This is a genomic window from Salmonella sp. 741265050_HSA, from assembly GCF_046569445.1.
GTDB classification, from domain to species: domain Bacteria; phylum Pseudomonadota; class Gammaproteobacteria; order Enterobacterales; family Enterobacteriaceae; genus Salmonella; species Salmonella enterica.
The window spans coordinates 421885-442539 of record NZ_JBKFSV010000003.1; the positions used below are offsets into that span (position 1 = coordinate 421885).

Genomic DNA, 20655 nt, shown 5'->3' on the forward strand with positions numbered 1-20655 from the left:
TAAAATACCTGATGGCACGACGCTTACCGACCTGTGGTGGTTAATGCGCCGCCGGCAAGCGCATTATTTAATAACGCCTTTACGACGTAAATCGTCCGTATCTTTTTTCCAGCGCTCGTAACCGTCATTAATATCCGTGATTTTCATGCGGATATCACTCTGTTGCATCTGAAGTTTCTGTACCGCTATATTCAGCGGATATTGTCCTTTCTCTAACGTTATCCAGTCATTCTGCGCTTTTCGACGCAGCTCTTCTGATTTCAAAAATATCTGCCGCCGTTGCTCGTGTATGTCTAAATCTCTTTTCTGCTGAATAGCCGCTTCATTGCACGGCTCACTCTGCTTACGACACGCGTCTAATGCCGGTTGATAGACCTCTTTTTCGTATTTCTCGGCATATACGCTGCTATCGTTGGCTTTTACATAATCATCGCGCTCTTTTAACGTCTTTTTAAACGCCTCGGCGCGGGGCAACGGTTTCCCATCAGTGCCTTTTCCCCAATATGCGTCCGCTTCTTTTTTAGCTACCGCTATTTTCTTATCCAGGGCAGAGAGTTGTTCTTCAAGACCGGGGATCGACGCTTTCTGCGCACGCCAGGAGGCTTCAATGTTGCCAAACCGATAGTTAAAGTCATCACTGTTGACGATCAGGTATTTATCATTCGTTTTAATGTCGTCAATAGCCCGGCCCTGATCGCTGGCTGCCATTTGTAATGAGTAATAGTTCACCGTCCAGCCAGAGGCTGGCGTCCCTTTACTGGTTAACATGGCAGAAAATTTAACGGGACGATCTTTGGTCCAGGTTTTTTCAACAAAATAATAATCCGCCGCCATACCAACGCCGGTATACATATCTTCACGGGAAGAAATATCCCCTTCGGCAGACCAGGTGGCCTGATTGCCCGTCGAATCAAGATTTTTTAAGGTAATGGAATCCAGTTTAAGTATGCCGTGGTACTGCTTACTAAACTGTTCTTTTAAGATGTTATCGGAGGGTTGAGCAACCTCTGCCCAACTATAGCCTGAAATCAGGGCAAACAGCGCTGCGCCAGCAATCCATTGTCGAACCACTTGTGGACCTCCCGTCCAGAGACATGACGCCCACAATTATCATAACCAGGATGATAATTAGCAAGATAATAGTGTTGGTTGTGCGAGAGGTCTTCCAAAGATGGCCCCGGCCTTCCGACCGGGGCATTATCTTTAATACTGATTGAACATCGTCTGGATCTGTTTTGGATCTTTAGTCTGGGTTAACGCCAGTTGCAGTAAGACACGCGCTTTTTGCGGGTTCAGCGTGCCGGAAGCGACAAAGCCGTATTTTGCATCGTCAACTTCCGCATCCTGCGTGGTTGCGCCAGTCGGCACACGTGAAGAACGCACCACTACCGTACCGTTGTGCGCGGCGGTCGCCAGGGTATCAAAGACCGTTTTATACAGGTTGCCGTTACCCACGCCTGCGCTCACGATCCCGTCATAACCCGCGTCTACCAGCGCTTTTGCCGGCAGATCGGACGCATTCGCATAGTTATAAACGATACCGACTTTCGGCAACGCGGTCAGCTTCGACACGTCGAACGGGGTGGAGGTGGTATGTTTACGCTCTGGCGTACGCTGGTAGTCAATTTTACCGTTGTGGATATAACCCAGCGGGCCGTAGTTAACCGCTTTAAACGTCGCCACGTCAGTCGTATTGGTCTTAGTGACGTCGCGTCCGTCCATGACGGTATCATTCATTACCACCAGCACGCCGCGGTTGGCAGACTGTTTATCAGCCGCTGTTACTACCGCATTATAGAGGTTGAACGGGCCATCTGCGCTCATTGACGTGGAAGGACGCATCGCGCCGACCAGTACCACCGGTTTATTGCATTTCACGGTCAGATCGAGGAAATAAGCGGTCTCTTCCATCGTATCAGTACCGTGGGTGATCACGAAACCGTCGGTGCTGTCGCACTCGGTATTGATTTTTTTCGCCAGCGTGAGCCAGACTTCATCGTTCATATCCTGCGAGCCAATGTTAACGACCTGCTCGCCTTTCACTACCGCAATGTCCTTCAATTGAGGAACGGCATCCACCAGATTTTCGACGCCGACTTTACCTGCCGTATAATTTGATTTTGTTGCTGAATCACCGCCGCCAGCGATCGTTCCGCCGGTCGCTAAGATGGTGATATTCGGTAAAGCGAACGCTGCGCCGCTGAAACCCATTACCAGAGCAGCTAATGCCGTTTTCCTGAAAAACTCCATGTTATATCTCCAGTTATGTCAACTGGTCGCATTATCTCTATATTGCAGACGAATAATGTGACGCCATACGATTAACCAGCGATATATATCCGACAGAGAGTATTTTTTAGAGATGGATAACAAAATGCAGGAAAAAACAGAATAAAAAGGCGCAGATACGATCTGCGCCATTGTTTAAAAAGGAAAGATTACTTCAGGCTGCCAACCAGCGCTTTGCGGCTATCTTCTAAGGTCACTACGCGGCTACAGACATCTTTGCCAAACTGCTGGAAATCTTTCTCCTGGTTTTTCCATTCGTTCTGGATAGCGGTTTGCAAACCACCGAGACTGCCCATCACGCCCTGTAAAGGATTGCCGCCGCCTTTAAGCACCGCTTTGGCGCCCATTTCGTTAATGCTGTCCTGCAAAATACCGCCCATCGCCTGATTCACCAACTGCTGACCGTCGGCACGCACCTGGTCGATAGCCTTATAGTGGAACGTCAGGCCGTCCGTACGATGTTCGATAATGCGGTTCATTTGCGCTTTTAATTGCGCATCAAGCTTCGTCAGACGGCTACGCATGTTGCTGCTTTCGCCCACCTCTTTAGCGATGATTTTATCCAGCGCCACGCGGCCTTTTTCGACGCGCGATCGGGCGCCCTCATCAATCCACGGCAGCGCGCTTCGCAGTTCCGCCTGGTAATCTTTCGCTTGCTCGCGCTGCGCGGCGCTAAGGGTGTACTGCTTACCGTTGTACATCACATTGCCGTCCGGCGTGATCACCAGGTTGCCATTTTCACCTTTCACCTGCACCGTTTGTGGACTCAGGATCACATCGTCACGCGGCGTGACGCTGCATTTGTAATCTGCATGAGCGGCCATCGCCGTAAACGTTAGCACTGCCGCCAGCAGCGTTTTGCGCATCATAACTTTCCCTCAAGACAAAGCGGGCCGGCATTTGCCGACCCTGTACTTATTAGTCCCACCAAACGTCGAAAAGTTCGCTGGTTCGGACTTCTTCAAGGTTGCGCGCTTCCAGCCACTTACGCACAATCGCCTGATGTTCTTCGGTACATTTACCGATTTCCTGCATACAAATCAGCCCTTCCCAGGCCAGGTAGCCGCTGCCGTCAAACGCCAGTTTATTAGGCTCAATAACGTCATTAATAAAGTCATCGACAGTCTTATCGACCTGCTCTTCAGATGTACCTTCCGGAAAACGCCATGCCACCGAAAATCCTAATTCCTGGAATTCGTCAATGTGCATTTTTTTACGCAGACGACGACTACGGTTCTTTGCCATTATTTCACCCTCTCGAACATTAAGTCCCATACGCCATGACCAAGACGATGGCCACGTTGTTCAAATTTCGTTACCGGGCGCGATTCCGGGCGCGGTACATAATCATTGCTCTCTGACAGATTTTTGTACCCGTCGATAGAAGACATGACTTCAAGCATGTGTTCCGCATACGCTTCCCAGTCGGTCGCCATATGGAAAACGCCGCCCAATTTCAGCTTGCTCAATACCAGTTCAGCAAACGGCACCTGAACGATACGGCGTTTATTATGACGCGCTTTATGCCACGGGTCAGGGAAAAAGAGCTGAACCATCGATAAAGAATTGTCAGGAATCATTTTATGCAACACTTCTACCGCGTCGTGGCACATGACGCGCAGGTTTTCAACGCCCTCTTCATGAGCGGACGCCAGACACGCGCCGACACCGGGTGAATGCACTTCAATGCCGAGGAAATTCTGCTCCGGGCGCGCTTTCGCCATCGCCACGAGAGACGCCCCCATGCCAAAACCAATCTCCAGCGTCACCGGCGCTTCGCGACCAAACAACGTGGCGAAATCTACCGGCGCCTCGCTGAACTCGACGCCCATCACCGGCCAGTAGTTTTCCAGCGCGTGCTCTTGCCCTTTTGTCAGTCGCCCCTGGCGACGAACAAAACTACGAATACGGCGCAGCGGGCGACCGTTTTCATCAAATTCCGGTGAAATGACGTCGTTTTTCATAAAAGTGTAGTCTGCTGTGTTTGAGTTCTGAAAACGGGCATTATCCAAAGTTAGTTGCCGGATGCAAGCATGAAGCGCACTGCGGAAAGTTCCGGTTTACACCCTGCGGCCTCTGTGCTGCAATCTTGCCCCCGGCAATAATGAATGAGTTTCCATGCAAGCGTCTCAATTTTCAGCCCAGGTTCTGGACTGGTACGACAAATACGGGCGGAAAACGCTGCCCTGGCAAATTAACAAGACGCCTTACAAAGTATGGCTCTCGGAAGTCATGTTGCAACAAACGCAGGTGACGACGGTGATTCCTTACTTTGAGCGATTTATGGCGCGCTTTCCCACGGTGACGGATTTAGCGAATGCGCCGCTGGATGAAGTGCTCCATTTATGGACCGGGCTCGGCTATTACGCCCGCGCGCGTAATTTGCATAAAGCGGCGCAACAGGTGGCGACGCTTCACGGTGGAGAATTCCCGCAAACTTTTGCCGAAATCGCCGCGCTACCCGGCGTCGGGCGTTCAACCGCCGGCGCGATTCTCTCCCTCGCGTTAGGTAAACATTATCCGATTCTTGATGGAAACGTTAAACGTGTGCTGGCTCGCTGTTATGCTGTTAGCGGCTGGCCTGGAAAAAAAGAGGTGGAGAATACGCTGTGGACGTTGAGCGAGCAAGTGACGCCCGCACGCGGCGTGGAGCGTTTTAATCAGGCGATGATGGATCTGGGCGCGATGGTTTGTACGCGTTCAAAGCCAAAGTGCGCCCTGTGTCCGCTGCAAAACGGTTGTATCGCCGCTGCGCATGAAAGCTGGTCATGCTATCCGGGTAAGAAACCGAAACAGACGTTGCCGGAGCGGACGGGTTACTTTTTATTGTTACAGCATAATCAGGAGATTTTCCTGGCGCAGCGCCCTCCCAGCGGTTTATGGGGCGGACTCTACTGCTTCCCGCAGTTCGCCAGCGAAGATGAATTACGTGAATGGCTGGCGCAACGGCATGTTAACGCTGATAATTTGACCCAGCTTAACGCGTTTCGCCACACATTTAGCCATTTCCACCTGGATATTGTGCCTATGTGGCTTCCCGTGTCGTCACTGGACGCCTGCATGGATGAAGGCAGCGCGCTCTGGTATAACTTAGCGCAACCGCCGTCAGTCGGACTGGCGGCCCCCGTGGAGCGCTTGTTACAGCAGTTACGTACCGGAGCGCCAGTTTAACGCCCCGGTCGATGAAGAGGATGACTTATGAGCAGAACGATTTTTTGTACTTACCTGCAACGCGACGCTGAAGGGCAAGATTTTCAGCTCTACCCTGGCGAACTGGGAAAACGTATCTATAACGAGATCTCTAAGGACGCGTGGGCGCAGTGGCAGCATAAGCAGACCATGTTGATTAACGAGAAAAAGCTCAACATGATGAACGCCGAGCACCGTAAGCTGCTGGAACAGGAGATGGTGAGCTTCCTGTTCGAAGGCAAAGACGTTCATATCGAAGGTTATACGCCGGAAGATAAAAAATAGGCCCGTTGCTGAATGAAGCTGCGCTTATTCGGCCTGTGAGTTATGCCGGATAAGCCCTTAGCGCCGCTGCCCGGCAACATGGCATAACGACAACACAACATGCACTCCCGGAATGATGAAAAAATTACTCGCGCTTGCTGTTATTGCGCCGTTGCTCATCTCCTGCTCCAGTTCGACCAAAAAAGGCGAGACGTATAATGAAGCCTGGGTCAAGGATACCAACGGCTTTGATATTTTGATGGGGCAATTTGCCAACAATATTGAAAATCTGTGGGGATATAAGGAAGTCCTGATCGCCGGGCCGAAAGACTACGTCAAATATACCGATCAGTTCCAGACCCGTAGCCACATCAACTTTGATGATGGGACCATTACCGTTGAAACCATCGCCGGGACGGAACCTACCGCACATCTGCGCCGGGCCATTATTAAAACGTTGCTCATGGGTGACGACCCAACCTCCGTCGATCTTTACTCCGATGTCGATGACATAAAAATTTCTAAAGAACCCTTCCTGTATGGTCAGGTCCTCGACAATACCGGCCAGCCTATTCGCTGGGAAGGCCGCGCCACGACATTCGCGGATTACTTGCTGAAAACGCGGCTCAAAAGCCGCAGTAACGGCCTGCGTATTATTTACAGCGTCACCATTAATCTGGTGCCGAACCACCTTGATAAACGCGCGCATAAATACATTGGCATGGTACGCCAGGCCTCCCGTAAATACGGCGTTGACGAGTCGCTGATTCTGGCGATTATGCAAACGGAGTCCTCGTTTAACCCGTATGCGGTCAGCCACGCGGATGCGCTGGGCCTGATGCAGGTGGTGCAACACAGCGCCGGGAAAGATGTTTTCCGTTCTCAGGGTAAGTCCGGCACGCCAAGCCGTAACTTCCTGTTCGACCCCGCCAGCAATATCGATACCGGCACAGCGTATCTGGCAATGTTGAATAATGTCTATCTGAGCGGTATTGAGAATCCGACGTCGCGGCGCTATGCGGTCATTACCGCCTACAATGGCGGCGCAGGCAGCGTATTACGCGTATTCTCGAACGATAAGATTCAGGCCGCGAATATGATTAACCGCATGTCGCCGGGGGATGTGTACCAGATATTAACCACCCGACATCCATCTGCGGAGTCGCGCCGCTATCTGTATAAGGTGAATTCCGCCCAGCGATCGTATCGCCGCCGATAAACCATCGCATCCCGTCTCTGGCCGGCAAATGACAGAGGCGGGAAAGGTAAAAGTGTTAACTCCGTCACTCTTTTGCTTTGCAATCAGAAATTGTTTGCAAATATTTGTCACAGGTAACAAAAAAAGCCCGCCTCTCATTGATAGAATCACACCAAATCACAACGGCAAATGTGCCTTTTAAAACATTCATCCGCTCTCAGGTGTGAGGAAATTAACATGAATCTTAAGCTGCAGCTTAAAATACTCTCTTTTCTGCAGTTCTGTCTGTGGGGAAGCTGGCTCACTACCCTGGGCTCGTATATGTTCGTCACCTTAAAATTTGACGGCGCATCTATTGGCGCAGTTTATAGTTCACTGGGGATTGCCGCCGTCTTTATGCCGACCTTGTTAGGCATTGTGGCTGACAAATGGCTGAGCGCGAAATGGGTCTATGCCCTGTGTCATGTCGTCGGCGCCATCACGCTATTCATGGCCGCGGAAGTCACTACGCCTGGGGCGATGTTCTTTGTGATCCTGCTTAACTCGCTGGCCTATATGCCGACGTTGGGCTTGATCAATACCATATCGTATTACCGCCTGCAGTCTGCCGGCATGGATATTGTGACTGACTTCCCGCCTATCCGTATCTGGGGCACCATTGGCTTTATTCTGGCGATGTGGGGCGTGAGTTTCTCCGGTTTCGAGCTGAGCCATATGCAGCTTTATATCGGCGCGACGCTTTCCGTTCTGCTGGTACTGTTTACCTTTACCCTGCCGCACATTCCGGTGGCGAACCAACAGAAAAACCAGAGCTGGACATCAATGCTGGGCCTTGACGCTTTTGCGCTGTTTAAAAATAAGCGGATGGCGATTTTCTTCATCTTCTCCATGATGCTGGGCGCGGAACTGCAGATCACCAACATGTTTGGCAACACCTTCCTGCATAGCTTTGATAAAGATCCGCTATTCGCCAGTAGCTTTATCGTGCAGCACGCCTCGGTGATGATGTCGATTTCGCAGATTTCTGAAACGTTATTCATCCTGACCATTCCGTTCTTCCTGAGCCGTTATGGTATTAAGAACGTTATGCTTATCAGTATTGTGGCGTGGATGCTGCGTTTCGGCCTGTTCGCTTATGGCGACCCGACGCCGTTCGGTACCGTTCTGCTGGTATTGTCGATGATTGTGTACGGCTGCGCCTTCGACTTCTTCAACATTTCTGGCTCGGTGTTTGTCGAAAAAGAAGTACGCCCGGAAATCCGCGCCAGCGCGCAGGGGATGTTCCTGATGATGACCAATGGCTTCGGCTGTATCCTGGGCGGCATTGTGAGCGGTAAAGTGGTGGAGTATTACACTCAAAACGGCATTACCGACTGGCAGACCGTGTGGCTCATCTTCGCAGGCTACTCGCTGGTGCTGGCCTTCGCGTTCGTAGCCTTGTTCAAATACAAACACGTTCGCGTTCCGGCAGGTTCGCAACCCGTTGCACATTAATTCTTGCCCTGTTTCGCAGGCCGGATAAGGCGTAAATGCCTTATCCGGCCTGCAGGCAACGTTACTTTAAAACATATCCGTACAAGCGTTGAATTCCATCGGCATCGGTCTCGCTATACACTCCCTGCAATTCCGGCGAAAAACCGGGCAACAGATTGATGCCCTCTTCCAGCGCCAAAAAATAACGCTGCGCCGCGCCGCCCCAAATCTCCCCCGGCACCACGCACAGTACGCCCGGCGGGTATGGCAATGCCCCCTCGGCAGCAATACGCCCGCCCGCCTCGCTGATACGCACCAGCTCTACATCGCCGCGAATAAAGGCGCTGTTGGCATCCTGTGGGTTCATCGCCACATGCGGCAGGCTTTCTTTGCGGAACATCGCTTTTTGCAGATCCTTAACGTCAAAGCTAACGTACAGATTGTGCATCTCCTGACATAGCTCACGCAGGGTGTAATCGCGGTAGCGCACCGGGTATTTCTGAAAAACCGTCGGCAATACATCCGCAAGCGGCGTATCGTCTTCAATGTGTCGTTCAAATTGCGCCAGCATCGCGACCAGTCGCGCCAGTTTCTCTTCGCTCTCGGCAGGTGTCAGCAAGAATAGAATCGAGTTGAGATCGCACTTCTCAGGCACAATACCGTTCTCACGCAGATAGTGGGCGAGAATGGTCGCCGGGATGCCGAATTCGGTGTACCGCCCACTATCAGCATCAATACCTGGCGTGGTCAGTAACAGTTTACAGGGGTCGACAAAATACTGGTCATCCGCATAACCCTCAAAGCCATGCCATTTCGCCCCGGGCTCAAAACTGAAGAAACGACGATTGCTGGCAATGGTCTCCGTCGGATATGCCTGCCACGGCTTGCCGTCAACCACCAGTGGGATAAAGGGCTGAAGCAGTTTGCAACGGGCGAGAATGGCTTTACGCGCGTCAATGCCCAGCGCAACGCACTCCGCCCACAGGCGGCGACCGCTCTCCCCTTCGTGGATTTTGGCATTGATATCCAGCGCCGCAAACAGCGGGTAGAACGGACTGGTCGAGGCGTGCAACATGAAGGCGTTGTTCAGGCGTTTGTGCGGGCAAAAACGCGCCTGGCCGCGAATATGGTTATCTTTTTTGTGGATCTGCGAGGTTTGTGAGAACCCCGCCTGTTGCTTATGTACCGATTGGGTCACAAAGATCCCTGGGTCGTTTTCATTAAGCTCCAGCCGCAACGGCGAGGTATCCGCCATCATATTGATAAACTGCTCATAGCCTACCCACGCGGAGTCAAACAGAATGTAATCGCAGAGATGCCCGATTTTATCCACCACCTGACGGGCGTTGTAAATAGTGCCGTCATAGGTACCCAGCTGAATGATCGCCAGGCGAAACGGACGCGACGCATCGGCGCTTTCCGGCATCACATCACGAATCTGGTCGCGCAGGTACGTTTCATCAAAACAGTGCGCATCAATACCACCGATAAAACCAAACGGGTTGCGCGCCGCTTCAAGATAGACCGGCGTCGCCCCGGCCTGAATCAGGGCGCCGTGGTGGTTGGATTTGTGATTATTACGATCAAACAGCACCAGATCGCCGCGCGTCAGCAGGGCGTTGGTGACCACTTTATTCGCCGCCGAAGTTCCATTCAGCACAAAGTAGGTTTTATCCGCATTAAACACTTTTGCCGCAAATTTCTGCGCGTGTTTGGCAGAACCTTCATGTATTAGCAGATCGCCAAGTTTCACATCGGCGTTACACATATCCGCACGAAACAGGTTTTCACCAAAAAAGTCATAAAAATGGCGGCCTGCGGGATGTTTTCTAAAAAACTCGCCATGCTGGTGCCCCGGGCAAGCAAAGGTACTATTCCCCATGTCGACATACTGGGTCAGGGTGTCATAAAAGGGCGGCAGAAGTTCCGCTTCGTAGCGACAGGCAGCGTTTTCCAGCTCCAGCCATTCCTGCGCGTTCCCGCCTATTACCGCCGTAACGCCGACAGGCGCGCTGACGGGTTCATCCGTAAGCATAAACACCGGCAGGTGAAAACCGGTGCGTTTAAGCAACGCCAGAATACCGCTACGGCTGTCGGCAGTGGTAATGACGACTGCGGCCACATCGGTAAAGTCGGTACTGTCCAGCGCCACTACGTTTCGGTGGGTGGAGAGACGGGGGATGAGTTCACCGCTGGCGGCAATATTCATTGATTTCATAAGCGCAAATACCCGTTTCGGGAGTAGAGTAACCCCGGACAAGGCCGATGCCTTGCCCAACGAGATGCCGGGTCAAACTGGATACCAGCTCCGACCGCCAGACATCAGTAAAAACAGACTGTTTCTGATTTTACTGTTGTCCTGCAGTGAGCGTGCGCTGCCCTCACCGCATAGCGGGGATGACAAAAAAAAGGAAAGAAAGGGGCAAACCTCGCGCAGTCAGGCGACAGTGAAGACAATATAAAGGCGCTATGTTCATCCCGGCGAGCCCCATGCTGGCAGGAGAAATTTCGCGCAATCATGGCACCTTTCACCAGACGGCGCAAGGTAAAATCAGCGCTCTATACGTCACAGATAATCAAGCTATTAACAGCTTAATCGCGTGATAATAAGGCAATTTGAAAGACAAATAACAGGAGTCATTGTGGTAATTGGACCTTTTATTAACGCTGGCGCAATTTTATTCGGCGGCGTTATTGGCGCGCTGTTAAGTCAGCGTCTGCCAGAACGGATTCGCGTCTCAATGACGTCTATTTTTGGTCTGTGCTCTCTGGGAATTGGCATTCTGCTGGTGATGAAGTGCGCTAATCTTCCGGTGATGGTGCTGGCGACGCTGGTCGGCGCGCTTATCGGCGAGTTTTGTTTGCTGGAAAAAGGCATTAATGGCGCAGTCGCGAAAATCCAACAATTATTTATGGCATCGGGTAAGAAGCCAACACACGACTCATTTATTCAAAGTTACGTCGCTATCATTGTACTTTTTTGCGCCAGCGGCACCGGTATTTTCGGCGCGATGCATGAAGGGATGACCGGCGATCCAAACATTTTGATCGCTAAATCTTTTCTGGATTTTTTCACTGCCATTATTTTCGCCTGTTCGCTTGGCATCGCCGTTTCGGCGATTTGCGCGCCGATGTTGATTATCCAGTTAACGCTTGCCGCCTGCGCCACCCTTATTCTTCCGCTGACCACGCCGGCAATGATGGGCGACTTTAGCGCTGTAGGCGGACTGCTGCTGGTGGCGACCGGCTTGCGTGTATGTGGAATCAAAATGTTTCCGGTAGTGAATATGCTCCCGGCGCTGTTGCTGGCGATGCCGATCTCCGCCGCATGGGCGATGTTTTTTGCCTGACTCTGCGTGCAATAACAACAAAGTGGTGATAGATTGTGCAGTCTACGTTGATTTGAAGAAATTTCGTTGACGAAGCGAGGCGATTACGGTTTAATGCGCCTCGTTGCCCGGATAGCTCAGTCGGTAGAGCAGGGGATTGAAAATCCCCGTGTCCTTGGTTCGATTCCGAGTCCGGGCACCACCTTCCCTTTTTATACTTCCTTAAAAATCCCCATGTGTTTTTAATTCAATGAGTTAGCGTGAAAATCTTTTCAGGTGCGTTTTGATTTATCCCTACGTATCCGGAAAATTGTGGGTCAGATTAAGGGTTCATTCAGTTCGATGAACGGAGAGACCCTCATGTTAACTGATAGCAAGATCTGCGCCGCGCCCCTCGAAAAACCCTACAAAAATCACCGATTCACAAATTCTGTACCTGACGGCTCTAAGCTATGGTATTTCCGCTATCGCTTCGGCGGTAAAGAAAATCGTCTGACTTTCGGCCCCTATCCGCAGGTTACGCTGGCAAAAGCCCGCGAAAAGCGCAATGCCGCGCGTAAGCTGCTGGTATCGGGTATCTGCCCTTCTCTGATGCCAGTGAGCGTCAAGGAGCGCAACGGCGTGCGGGCGGCGTATGTACATGGAGGCGCGTATGGAGATGATGCAGTGGTGGTCAGATTATCTGGACGTGAGCCGCGAGGGGGACGTTGCGCCCTATATTTATGCCCGGCAACATAGCGTATATTTAAGACTTATGAACTGATTGCAGAATGTCTAAGCCGGGATTATCTGCCACAGTCATGTTTGGTCATTTGTTACAACAACACGGCGACAGTTTCCTGCCGCTATGAATTAACCTTTTCAATGTCCTGAATTTAGTTTCTCCTGCCGCATGGTTAACTCGTCCATAAAATAGCGTGCAACTGCGGGCATTCCTTTGTTCGCTGGGAATAGTGCATAAATCTGTCTTGGCTGGCCAGACCACTCGGGGAAAAGTTGTACCAGTCCCCCGTTTTGCAATTCTTCCTTGCAGGCCGGAAACGGTAACAAAGCCACACCATTGCCGCCAGCAACTGCCTGTAACAGAACCCGCAGATTATTGGAATACAAACGGGGGGAAAGTGACAGGGTGATTTCCTGACTCCCATTGATTAAATGCCACGGTTGCATACGGCCGTCGGCCAGTCTCACCATTGCCGGAGCCCTGTGAAGATCTCCAATGGTCTTTAAATCAGGATATTGCTCGACCCACTGGGGGCTGGCAACCAGAATATCGTATAGCGTATTGATTTTTTTATAGTGCAACGAAGAATCAGGCAATGCCCCTGAACTTACTGATAGCGCAATATCAATACCTTCTGCAATCATATCCACCGGGCGATTGACAGCAAGGAGCTGCACATTTGCCAGCGGCCAACGGGCAATAAATTCGTTGATGAGTGCTCCCAGCCACGTTTCTGCCATGAATACCGGCGCACTGATCCGTAATGTCCCCTGTGGATACTCCTGTACCGCCTGAACAACAGCGCGGGCTCGCTCACTTTGATTTACCAGCGTCTGACACTCCTGTGCAAATTGCTCGCCGACTTTGGTCAGCGCAAGGCGTCGGGTTGTCCGCTGAATCAGATGTACACCAAGCTGTTCCTCTAATGCCGACATCCGCCGACTTAGCACCGATTTGGACACTTTCGCACGTATTGCCGCCCGGCTGTAGCTTCCTTCTTCTGCAATCAGGGCAAAATACCAGTAATCATTCCAGTCAATCATGATTGTTCTTTTATCGCAACAATGAAGTTCAATTTCGTCTATTTAAACATCATTTTAAGAACGGTTAAACTAGCCACACGTTTTAAATGAGACGAACACCATGAAGATCCTCCACATTGACAGCAGCCCTATGCTCTGCAACTCCAGCTCACGAAAGCTGAGCCTGGCGCTGACAAAAGCTATCTGCCAGCGCTTTCCGAATGCCAGCGTGACATACCGCGATCTCGGACGGACACCGCCACCCCACTTACGCGAAGAGACATTTCTGGTGCTTGGGGGAAAGTTAATGTCTACAGACGCACAAACGCAAAGTGAAGTGGAGGGTATCAGAAACGCAATCGCGGAGTTGAGCCTCTGCGATATATTAGTAATAGGTGCACCGATGATTAACCACTCTGTCTCTTCGGGTCTGAAAACCTGGATAGATCAGGTTTGCCAGGCAGGTCTGACATTTCGTTTTACCTCTACGGGTGCAACGGGGTTACTGGCCGACAGGCCAGCATTTATTGTCTCCACGCGTGGTGGAATTTATTCAGATACCAGGCATCGGGAATTGGATCATCAGGAAAGCTATCTGCGGTCAACGTTAAATTTGATGGGGATCACTAACGTCCATATATTGCCCACCGAAGGAGTGGATAAAACCGTACCAGGCAGATCTCTGGCAGAAAAAAACTCGCTGGCGCAAATTCCCTGTATGCTGGCTCATGCTTTTAATCGATAAGTTTATTAATATGAAAGGAATTCTTATGAATATCAGTAAAAAAATTGTCACCTCTTTTTTCTTACTCTCTTTATTTGGGCAGACATCCATTGCTGCAACAGAAATTAGTCATCCAGAAACAGACATGAAAGAAGTTGCTCATGTTAGTGTATCATCCATAAATACAAATCCTGAAAGCATCATACAACTCCTTCAGAATAAAACTGAAGCGTCAGGTGCTCATTATTATCGAATCACTTCATTTCATATCGATAATCAATCACACGCCACCGCTATTCTTTATAAATAATCACAATTACAATCAATCGTAATTATTATCCAGGACACGGGTAATTGCCCGTGCCTGCTAAAAAAACAGGCCATTATGAAAATAACGTATTTTGTGAGTAGCTTAACATTACTCACAGCAAGTCTTATTTTTGTCTTATCAGGTGAAATATTCCACGCCGAAACATCTAAAATCTTTTGGCTGTTTCGGCAAAACTTTCTCTTTTTTAGTGGGTGCGTCGCATGGTGTTTTATGACATTAGCTATGTGTCTGATTTTGCGTTCACCCTGGTTGAATCGGATTCTGAAAGGTCTGGATAAATCGTGGGGTTTACACAAACAAGCTGGTATTATCGCGACAGTCTTTACGCTGGCGCACTGGCTGGACGAAAAAATACCTCACTGGCTGGTGCAAAATGGCTGGCTTGCTCATCCAGGATCGCTGGGAAGTGTTCAGATAAGCTCATGGCAATCTCAACTGATCTATGCAGGATTGTTAGCTGCTGAATGGTCTACATACCTGATGATAGGGTTGGTGCTGGTTTCTCTTGTAAAAAAAATCCCTTATAACATTTTCCATTTTATACATCGTCTGTTTCCTGTTTTTTACCTGGCTACTGCTTTCCATATTTTTACCGTTCTATTTAAAACATATTGGTGGAATTCACCTTCGGGCATTCTGCTGGTAATTGTGAGTATTCCAGGTGTTTATGCTGCTGGCCTTTCACTATTTAATATGATTGCTTATAAAAACAAACGCGTTGCGATCATCACAAACATCGACTATTACCCAAATGATATTATAGAAATAACTCTACATACTGACACTCCTCTATTGCATACACCTGGGCAGTTTTCATTTTTAACATTTCAACATGATGCAGAGGCACACCCATTCACTATAGCCTCTTATTACCAGGATAAAAAACACTTGCGTTTTGCCATTAAAGCATTAGGGGATCATACACATTCACTAAAGAAAGAATTAAAAACTGGACAGGACGTGATTGTTGAGGGCCCTTGGGGTTATTTAGACTTTAATATTCAATCTGAGCGTCAGGTCTGGGTTGCGGGAGGGATCGGTATCACTCCTTTTATATCTCAGCTGGAATATTTAAAAAACTCAGACCACCAACTCTGCCCTATTGATTTATGGTATTGCGTTGGTCAGCATGATGATTTGCAGTACCCTGTAAATCTCGATTTATTATGTACAGCAGCAGGTGTGACTTTACACCGTATCGATGCCGGGAAGAAACTGGAAGCCAAACATATTATGATGGAAAGCGATAATAGCCAAAACGTTCACGTCTGGTTTTGCGGGCCAGCAGGTTTTGCGAAAAGTCTACTATCCGGACTACAAAAGTACGGGATATCAGAGAAAGCCTTCCATTATGATCGTTTTAATATGCGTTAATTATTGATGAGAAAATTCATATACATATTTTTCGCAGGCCACCTCGGCATTGGTTTACAACAAATCGAAGAAACTGAATCTCAGAAATAGCACTGTAATTCATTTTCCGGACTACTGGCACAATGCGCTCCGGATGTTGAGATAAGTAAAGAAGTTCATGAGTGGGTTAATACTCCTCTGGTCAGAAAAGGGATTATGTAAATAATTAAGGGACGCCACTACGGCGTCCCTTAGATATGAAAAAGAGGTGCGCCCCTCCACACCGTTTCCATTACTACGTAATGATCGATAAAGACGGGTTATCTTCGGCTTTGTTGAATAAATCGAACTTTTGATGAGTTGAAGGATCAGTTCACAGATTACCATCCCCCCGCACTTAATGCGGGAAAAGATTAATAGTATATGATAGAATTGATGCTATTAATGGTGAACCACGATATGATAATGATGGTTTCCAGTGCTTGCCTATATCCGGGGAAGTAAAAAATATACACAATAGTTTAAACACTAATGAGATTACATTTTCAACATTGGTCACAGAAAACGGCCCCCACAAAATGATACTATCCTAAGAGAGTCGGTTTGCTATCAGGTAGCAGAAAAACCCATTAGAAATATAATTGCGCGTTTTTCTGTATTTTTATGCCCTTTACTATTTATATATGTATTCTATCAAATGGTGAAACGTATTATCAGACTTTTTAAATGGCGACACAAAAAGAAAAACCATGAAATATAATGAAGGTACTTTTAAATATATACTCAAAAAAAAATATTGGCGCTCTTGCGTCAATTATTGGCGGGCTACTTGTTTTTTTATGTGTCTATTGGTTATTTCGTCTGGATACCTGGACAGAACGAGGGATTTATATAGGCGCCTCTATATTTTTGGCTCTTATTCTCATAAAAATACTATCATTTTTCAATGATGAATAGACGGCAGGAAAAAAACGTGAGTGTCTCACACCGATTCTTACTGGATGTCAAATTTCGAAAGCCTGCCCTGCTGATACCCTATACAGAAGAACTGGTTCAACAATTATCAGACAGTAGCAGGAATCGAACCCACACCAGGCAAATCATGTAGATAATTCTGTAAGGGTTAGTTTTGTGGTGGTCTTGATAAACGGTAAAAAATAGCTTTAACAGTCCATTAGCCCAAAGGACTTCTCCGAGTCCGGGCTCCAACCATTCAGATGCGGACGCCCTATATCGTCCGTTTTTTATTTATAAAATCAACAGGTTACTCAGCCCTTCATGTTCACTACTGTTCATTAAAATATACTGGCAGCCACCGCTTTTTGTGGGTAAAAACGCCGGTTTTCTGCATAGCGCATGACGCTATTGAAACGTTATTTAGCAAATCCTGTCTGAGCCAGAAATTAAGTCTCTGTTAACCTGCGCTATTACAGAAAATCATAGAACAGTCGTCTCAAAAGAATATCGTCCTGAAGGACGAGAACTCACAGCATTTTCAGGAGATGAGTCAACCGCGACAGAAAAAAATCATATTAATAATTTTAAATTATTTTTTAGAAAACCAGACAGGATTTAAATTAAAATCATTTATTTTCAAGATGTTATAAAAAATACCGCAACATACGTCACATTATTAACATGTGAATGATTGTGTTAACCGAATGTAAATTGTATGTTTCAGCATACCACTATTTTACTGCGTCCCGGCGCGCTCATCCGGATGGAAGGAGATAACATGTCAGCCTTATCAACTACTGGCCATAATGACGGGATCACTCTCCATTGCTTACAGAGCATTGCGCAACTCATTCCTCTGTCGTCGGCGGTTTTTTATCGTGTTAATGCTTATTTAAAGCCGGAAGCTTATGTTTTACATAACATTTCTAATAGCACACACCAACAATATCTGGAGCATTTTCAACCATTAGACCCGCTATCGCCTTCCCGGTTCGGCCAGCAGGTTATTACCGTAGCGACGATGACGCCCGGTATCTGTGCCCGACATCGCCATTATTATCATGAATTTATGCTACCTAATCATGTGTGCGACATGATTGAGATCTTTATTCGTCGGGGCCATCGTATTATCGCGGGCATTTCATTAATGCGCGATATACCTTTTTCCAGCGAAGAGCGTTTGCGAGCCCAGGCAGTACAACCATTGCTGGGACTGGCGATTCATGATTCTCTTCAGGAAGACAACAATCTGACGTCAATATTGACCGCCAAAGAGCGTGAAATTGTGGGAATGGTCTGCGAAGGGGCCAGCAACAAATTGATTGCCCGTCAGTTGAATATTTCTCTCTCAACAGTGAAAACGCATTTACGTAATATTTTTGCTAAAACAGAAGTGATAAATCGCACGGAACTGGTTTCCCGAACCAGAATGTCCTCGGTACAACATTCACTGAATATGTGAAAGCGTTCTTTTTAACCCGCGTCAATTGCGGGTCTTTTCCCCATGTGTCATATATGCCTGAATTAATACCACTCTCTGAGCTGATGCCTCAATAAAATGTCATATTATCTGGCGTCGGTATCCTGTTGCAGCCATTGATTCATGGCCTGATTGATCATATTTATCACACTAAGCAGAAGAACACGCTGGTGCCGCTCAAGCCGCAGATAACGGCGCAGCGGCGGCATTTTACAAACCACTTCGCTAGCAGCCCATAGCTCAATGCCGCAATACCATTCCTTATGATGTAAAACCAGCGTAAACCGACGATAATCCAGTTCACTCAGAGCCTGTTGTAAATTGGGGAAACGATTAAGATAGTTAATCAGCCCGGCGGTACTTTTACTGCCAGTAAAAATGACGGGATAACGTTTCAGCCATCCGGGCTGATGAGCGCGAATTTTGCCCTGCAAAGGATAATTGATTGTGCCTTTCACCCTGAATTCACAACTGTGAATACTGGCCATGAATAACCGTTTTTGCTGAACATGGCAGATAACCTGGGTAAATGCATTCAGATGCAGCACGGCGCTATGTTCGGTCAATTTTTCACAACGCCAGCCGCTCAAATCACGTAACACCATATTCATTAATGCGTTCTTAAACCAGGGGACGGAGGACATCTGGCGTCATCTCTTCATTGTTTCGCTTTTCATAATTGCCCATCGCCCGTTCCACGACCTCTTCTACCGGAAGCGGGAGGAAAGGATTAACCCGTTGCACACATAATGTCCAGAATAAGGCATAGGCGGCAGTCAATCCAAGCATAATACCGAATGGTATAAGTACATCCCGACTGTTCATTCCTGGAGGCGCGATATTAATAATGGCGATAATAATACCCACGCTCGAAATAATCTGAGGTAAGGGAAACCAGGGGGCCCGGTAAGCGCGTGGTAAATCGGGGCGCCGAATACGTAAGATAACGACCGATAACGTTACCAGCAGATAAGCGACTCCCCAGGCGCAGACCGCAGCGAGGATCAGCGGAACAATGTGGTCGATATCACCGTTCAGATACCAGGCATGTAAACAGGGAATCGCAACACCGAATGCGATGGCGATGACCGGTGTTTTAAAGCGGGGGTGCAACCAGGTCAGAAACCGCGGCAAAGCGCCGTCCAGCGCCATGCCGTATATAATACGCGGTACTGCCGCCATCAGCGTATTAATCGTCGCACATCCCGCTAACAGCAACCCCACGCCCAGCCAGTATTGCCCGACATGTCCCATGACACGATTGGCAAAGGCGGGAATAGCCATCGGCGTATCCAGTAAAAAGATATGGTTTGCCGCATCGACAACCACATTATTTACCTGCCGGTTAATCGCAGCGCCATAGAGGAACATACAACCTGCCACCGCTAAAAGGCCAAGCGCCATCGCTCTGGGAATCGTACGATGCGCTTTTTTAATTTCCGGCGCCATTGGCGTTACCAGTTCACAACCGACGAACATAAACATCGCCATGCCAATATAACCAAACAGGCCAGAAAGATTACTGACATCAAGCGGTGCGCCAAACCACCCGGAATGATGAGTGACCGGGGATAACAGGATCCCGCATAAACCGAAGATGGTCAGGGTAGTCCACATACCGAAAGTAAGAAATACTTCCACCTTGCCAAATACTTCAACACCAATGGCATTCAGTAACCCGAAAACCACTACCATGCCGACGCCAACCATCCAGGTATTGTGCTGCATGGCCACGTGTTCGCTAACGGACTCAAAGTTCACCAGCGCCATGACGCCAGCGAGAATCGTTTCTGCCGTGCCGGCAAAAATGTGTACGATCAGGTAAGCGCAAAGCGCACCGGTGATAGCGAAAAAACGCCCCATCCCGCAGGAGATATAGTCGTAGACGGAGCCAGTCGTGGGAATGAGCGTTGCCGCTTCGGCAAAGGTGGTAATCTGCGCTTGCATCATAATAAATGCCAGTAATACCGCAAGGGCAAAGGTATCTCCCCCTGAGCCAAAACCACTGGTCACGGTCAGGATCACCGGGCTTGCCATAATCAGCCCGACGGAGCTGGCAAGCGTCGTGGGGAAACCAATAACGCCACGTTCAAGATGGCTGGCAAGTCTGTCTTTAAACATGGTCAACCTCTTCACTATTATTACAACAATAAATTACCGCTCCGGAATAACGCTTATTTATGGCAGGCAGCGCATCTAACAGGTATCGTCCTGAAGAGGGATAACGGTAAATAACGTTGTGACGCCGTCCCCGCATGCGCTAATAGCAAGTGGGGAGCGCGTTATTCTCCCCAGTGATGCCAACGCTACTGACGAACAATT

At 48.8% G+C, this 20655-nt stretch carries 18 protein-coding genes, 1 tRNA gene and 1 pseudogene; 11 read left to right on the plus strand and 9 right to left on the minus strand.

What is annotated here, in order from left to right; genetic code table 11:
• Positions 1–63: 63 nt before the first annotated feature.
• The 5 genes from ACLD4F_RS10335 to trmB all read right to left on the minus strand — a co-directional run bounded on the left by ACLD4F_RS10335 (position 64) and on the right by trmB (position 4253).
• A complete protein-coding gene (locus tag ACLD4F_RS10335; protein WP_411010824.1) occupies positions 64–1071 on the minus strand; it encodes a DUF1202 domain-containing protein in 1008 nt (335 codons plus the stop codon).
• Between the two features lie 132 nt (positions 1072–1203).
• Positions 1204–2250 (minus strand): L-asparaginase 2, encoded by a 1047-nt coding sequence (gene ansB / locus ACLD4F_RS10340; protein WP_000394189.1) that lies wholly within the window; start codon positions 2248–2250, stop codon positions 1204–1206.
• A gap of 188 nt (positions 2251–2438) precedes the next feature.
• Positions 2439–3158: a DUF2884 domain-containing protein gene (locus ACLD4F_RS10345; RefSeq protein WP_000984827.1), complete on the minus strand. Its 720-nt coding sequence runs from the start codon at positions 3156–3158 to the stop codon at positions 2439–2441.
• A gap of 49 nt (positions 3159–3207) precedes the next feature.
• Entirely contained in the window at positions 3208–3534 is a 327-nt protein-coding gene (locus tag ACLD4F_RS10350; RefSeq protein ID WP_001107574.1) for a YggL family protein, read from the minus strand.
• The gene (gene trmB / locus ACLD4F_RS10355) at positions 3534–4253 is read right to left on the minus strand and encodes a tRNA (guanosine(46)-N7)-methyltransferase TrmB (protein WP_000786890.1); all 720 of its coding nucleotides are present in this window, start codon (positions 4251–4253) and stop codon (positions 3534–3536) included. The genes ACLD4F_RS10350 and trmB overlap by 1 nt, the downstream gene beginning before the upstream one ends.
• Positions 4254–4407: 154 nt before the next feature.
• On the opposite strand from trmB, the gene mutY reads away from it, so the two are divergent.
• From mutY to ACLD4F_RS10375, 4 genes are all read left to right on the plus strand, one after another.
• Positions 4408–5460 (plus strand): A/G-specific adenine glycosylase, encoded by a 1053-nt coding sequence (mutY, locus tag ACLD4F_RS10360; protein ID WP_061423674.1) that lies wholly within the window; start codon positions 4408–4410, stop codon positions 5458–5460.
• A 27-nt stretch (positions 5461–5487) separates the two neighbouring features.
• On the plus strand, positions 5488–5763 hold the full coding sequence (locus ACLD4F_RS10365; protein WP_000091706.1) for an oxidative damage protection protein: 276 nt from the start codon (positions 5488–5490) through the stop codon (positions 5761–5763).
• A gap of 112 nt (positions 5764–5875) precedes the next feature.
• On the plus strand, positions 5876–6961 hold the full coding sequence (gene mltC / locus ACLD4F_RS10370; RefSeq protein ID WP_000976289.1) for a membrane-bound lytic murein transglycosylase MltC: 1086 nt from the start codon (positions 5876–5878) through the stop codon (positions 6959–6961).
• A 216-nt stretch (positions 6962–7177) separates the two neighbouring features.
• A complete protein-coding gene (locus ACLD4F_RS10375) occupies positions 7178–8434 on the plus strand; it encodes a nucleoside permease (RefSeq protein ID WP_001049803.1) in 1257 nt (418 codons plus the stop codon).
• A gap of 61 nt (positions 8435–8495) precedes the next feature.
• Here ACLD4F_RS10375 and ACLD4F_RS10380 read toward each other — a convergent pair whose 3' ends face one another.
• On the minus strand, positions 8496–10631 hold the full coding sequence (locus tag ACLD4F_RS10380) for an ornithine decarboxylase (protein WP_411010825.1): 2136 nt from the start codon (positions 10629–10631) through the stop codon (positions 8496–8498).
• A gap of 424 nt (positions 10632–11055) precedes the next feature.
• Between ACLD4F_RS10380 and ACLD4F_RS10385 the strand changes: the two genes are divergently transcribed.
• From ACLD4F_RS10385 to ACLD4F_RS10395, 3 genes and pseudogenes are all read left to right on the plus strand, one after another.
• Positions 11056–11763, plus strand: a complete 708-nt coding sequence (locus ACLD4F_RS10385; protein WP_000234466.1) for a DUF554 domain-containing protein — start codon at positions 11056–11058, stop codon at positions 11761–11763.
• Between the two features lie 105 nt (positions 11764–11868).
• Positions 11869–11944, plus strand: a tRNA-Phe gene (locus ACLD4F_RS10390).
• A gap of 158 nt (positions 11945–12102) precedes the next feature.
• A pseudogene (locus tag ACLD4F_RS10395) lies at positions 12103–12330 on the plus strand (Arm DNA-binding domain-containing protein); the annotation flags it as partial.
• A gap of 273 nt (positions 12331–12603) precedes the next feature.
• Here ACLD4F_RS10395 and ACLD4F_RS10400 read toward each other — a convergent pair.
• The gene (locus tag ACLD4F_RS10400; RefSeq protein ID WP_001650656.1) at positions 12604–13509 is read right to left on the minus strand and encodes a LysR family transcriptional regulator; all 906 of its coding nucleotides are present in this window, start codon (positions 13507–13509) and stop codon (positions 12604–12606) included.
• A 100-nt stretch (positions 13510–13609) separates the two neighbouring features.
• On the opposite strand from ACLD4F_RS10400, the gene ACLD4F_RS10405 reads away from it, so the two are divergent.
• From ACLD4F_RS10405 to ACLD4F_RS10420, 4 genes are all read left to right on the plus strand, one after another.
• Positions 13610–14233 carry an FMN-dependent NADH-azoreductase gene (locus tag ACLD4F_RS10405; RefSeq protein WP_000697438.1) on the plus strand — a complete coding sequence of 208 codons (624 nt, stop codon included), beginning with the start codon at positions 13610–13612 and terminating at the stop codon, positions 14231–14233.
• Between the two features lie 25 nt (positions 14234–14258).
• Positions 14259–14522 carry a YdgH/BhsA/McbA-like domain containing protein gene (locus ACLD4F_RS10410; RefSeq protein ID WP_001027081.1) on the plus strand — a complete coding sequence of 88 codons (264 nt, stop codon included), beginning with the start codon at positions 14259–14261 and terminating at the stop codon, positions 14520–14522.
• 75 nt (positions 14523–14597) lie between these two features.
• Entirely contained in the window at positions 14598–15917 is a 1320-nt protein-coding gene (locus tag ACLD4F_RS10415; protein WP_080250427.1) for a ferric reductase-like transmembrane domain-containing protein, read from the plus strand.
• A 1714-nt stretch (positions 15918–17631) separates the two neighbouring features.
• Positions 17632–18315, plus strand: coding sequence for a helix-turn-helix transcriptional regulator (locus ACLD4F_RS10420; protein ID WP_001275357.1), 684 nt, complete (start codon positions 17632–17634; stop codon positions 18313–18315).
• Positions 18316–18419: 104 nt separating this feature from the next.
• Here ACLD4F_RS10420 and ACLD4F_RS10425 read toward each other — a convergent pair whose 3' ends face one another.
• The gene (locus ACLD4F_RS10425) at positions 18420–18977 is read right to left on the minus strand and encodes a DUF3156 family protein (protein WP_078057685.1); all 558 of its coding nucleotides are present in this window, start codon (positions 18975–18977) and stop codon (positions 18420–18422) included.
• Positions 18955–20454 carry an APC family permease gene (locus tag ACLD4F_RS10430; protein ID WP_411010826.1) on the minus strand — a complete coding sequence of 500 codons (1500 nt, stop codon included), beginning with the start codon at positions 20452–20454 and terminating at the stop codon, positions 18955–18957. Before ACLD4F_RS10430 ends, ACLD4F_RS10425 begins: the two co-directional genes overlap by 23 nt.
• Positions 20455–20655: the final 201 nt, after the last annotated feature.

Coding starts and splice junctions, on each gene's coding strand:
- ansB (WP_000394189.1), bottom strand. CDS start 2,250: ATGGAGTTTTTCAGGAAAACGGCATTAGCTGCTCTGGTAATGGGTTTC.
- ACLD4F_RS10345 (WP_000984827.1), bottom strand. CDS start 3,158: ATGATGCGCAAAACGCTGCTGGCGGCAGTGCTAACGTTTACGGCGATG.
- ACLD4F_RS10350 (WP_001107574.1), bottom strand. CDS start 3,534: ATGGCAAAGAACCGTAGTCGTCGTCTGCGTAAAAAAATGCACATTGAC.
- trmB (WP_000786890.1), bottom strand. CDS start 4,253: ATGAAAAACGACGTCATTTCACCGGAATTTGATGAAAACGGTCGCCCG.
- mutY (WP_061423674.1), top strand. CDS start 4,408: ATGCAAGCGTCTCAATTTTCAGCCCAGGTTCTGGACTGGTACGACAAA.
- ACLD4F_RS10365 (WP_000091706.1), top strand. CDS start 5,488: ATGAGCAGAACGATTTTTTGTACTTACCTGCAACGCGACGCTGAAGGG.
- mltC (WP_000976289.1), top strand. CDS start 5,876: ATGATGAAAAAATTACTCGCGCTTGCTGTTATTGCGCCGTTGCTCATC.
- ACLD4F_RS10375 (WP_001049803.1), top strand. CDS start 7,178: ATGAATCTTAAGCTGCAGCTTAAAATACTCTCTTTTCTGCAGTTCTGT.
- ACLD4F_RS10380 (WP_411010825.1), bottom strand. CDS start 10,631: ATGAAATCAATGAATATTGCCGCCAGCGGTGAACTCATCCCCCGTCTC.
- ACLD4F_RS10400 (WP_001650656.1), bottom strand. CDS start 13,509: ATGATTGACTGGAATGATTACTGGTATTTTGCCCTGATTGCAGAAGAA.
- ACLD4F_RS10405 (WP_000697438.1), top strand. CDS start 13,610: ATGAAGATCCTCCACATTGACAGCAGCCCTATGCTCTGCAACTCCAGC.
- ACLD4F_RS10410 (WP_001027081.1), top strand. CDS start 14,259: ATGAATATCAGTAAAAAAATTGTCACCTCTTTTTTCTTACTCTCTTTA.
- ACLD4F_RS10415 (WP_080250427.1), top strand. CDS start 14,598: ATGAAAATAACGTATTTTGTGAGTAGCTTAACATTACTCACAGCAAGT.
- ACLD4F_RS10420 (WP_001275357.1), top strand. CDS start 17,632: ATGTCAGCCTTATCAACTACTGGCCATAATGACGGGATCACTCTCCAT.
- ACLD4F_RS10425 (WP_078057685.1), bottom strand. CDS start 18,977: ATGTCCTCCGTCCCCTGGTTTAAGAACGCATTAATGAATATGGTGTTA.
- ACLD4F_RS10430 (WP_411010826.1), bottom strand. CDS start 20,454: ATGTTTAAAGACAGACTTGCCAGCCATCTTGAACGTGGCGTTATTGGT.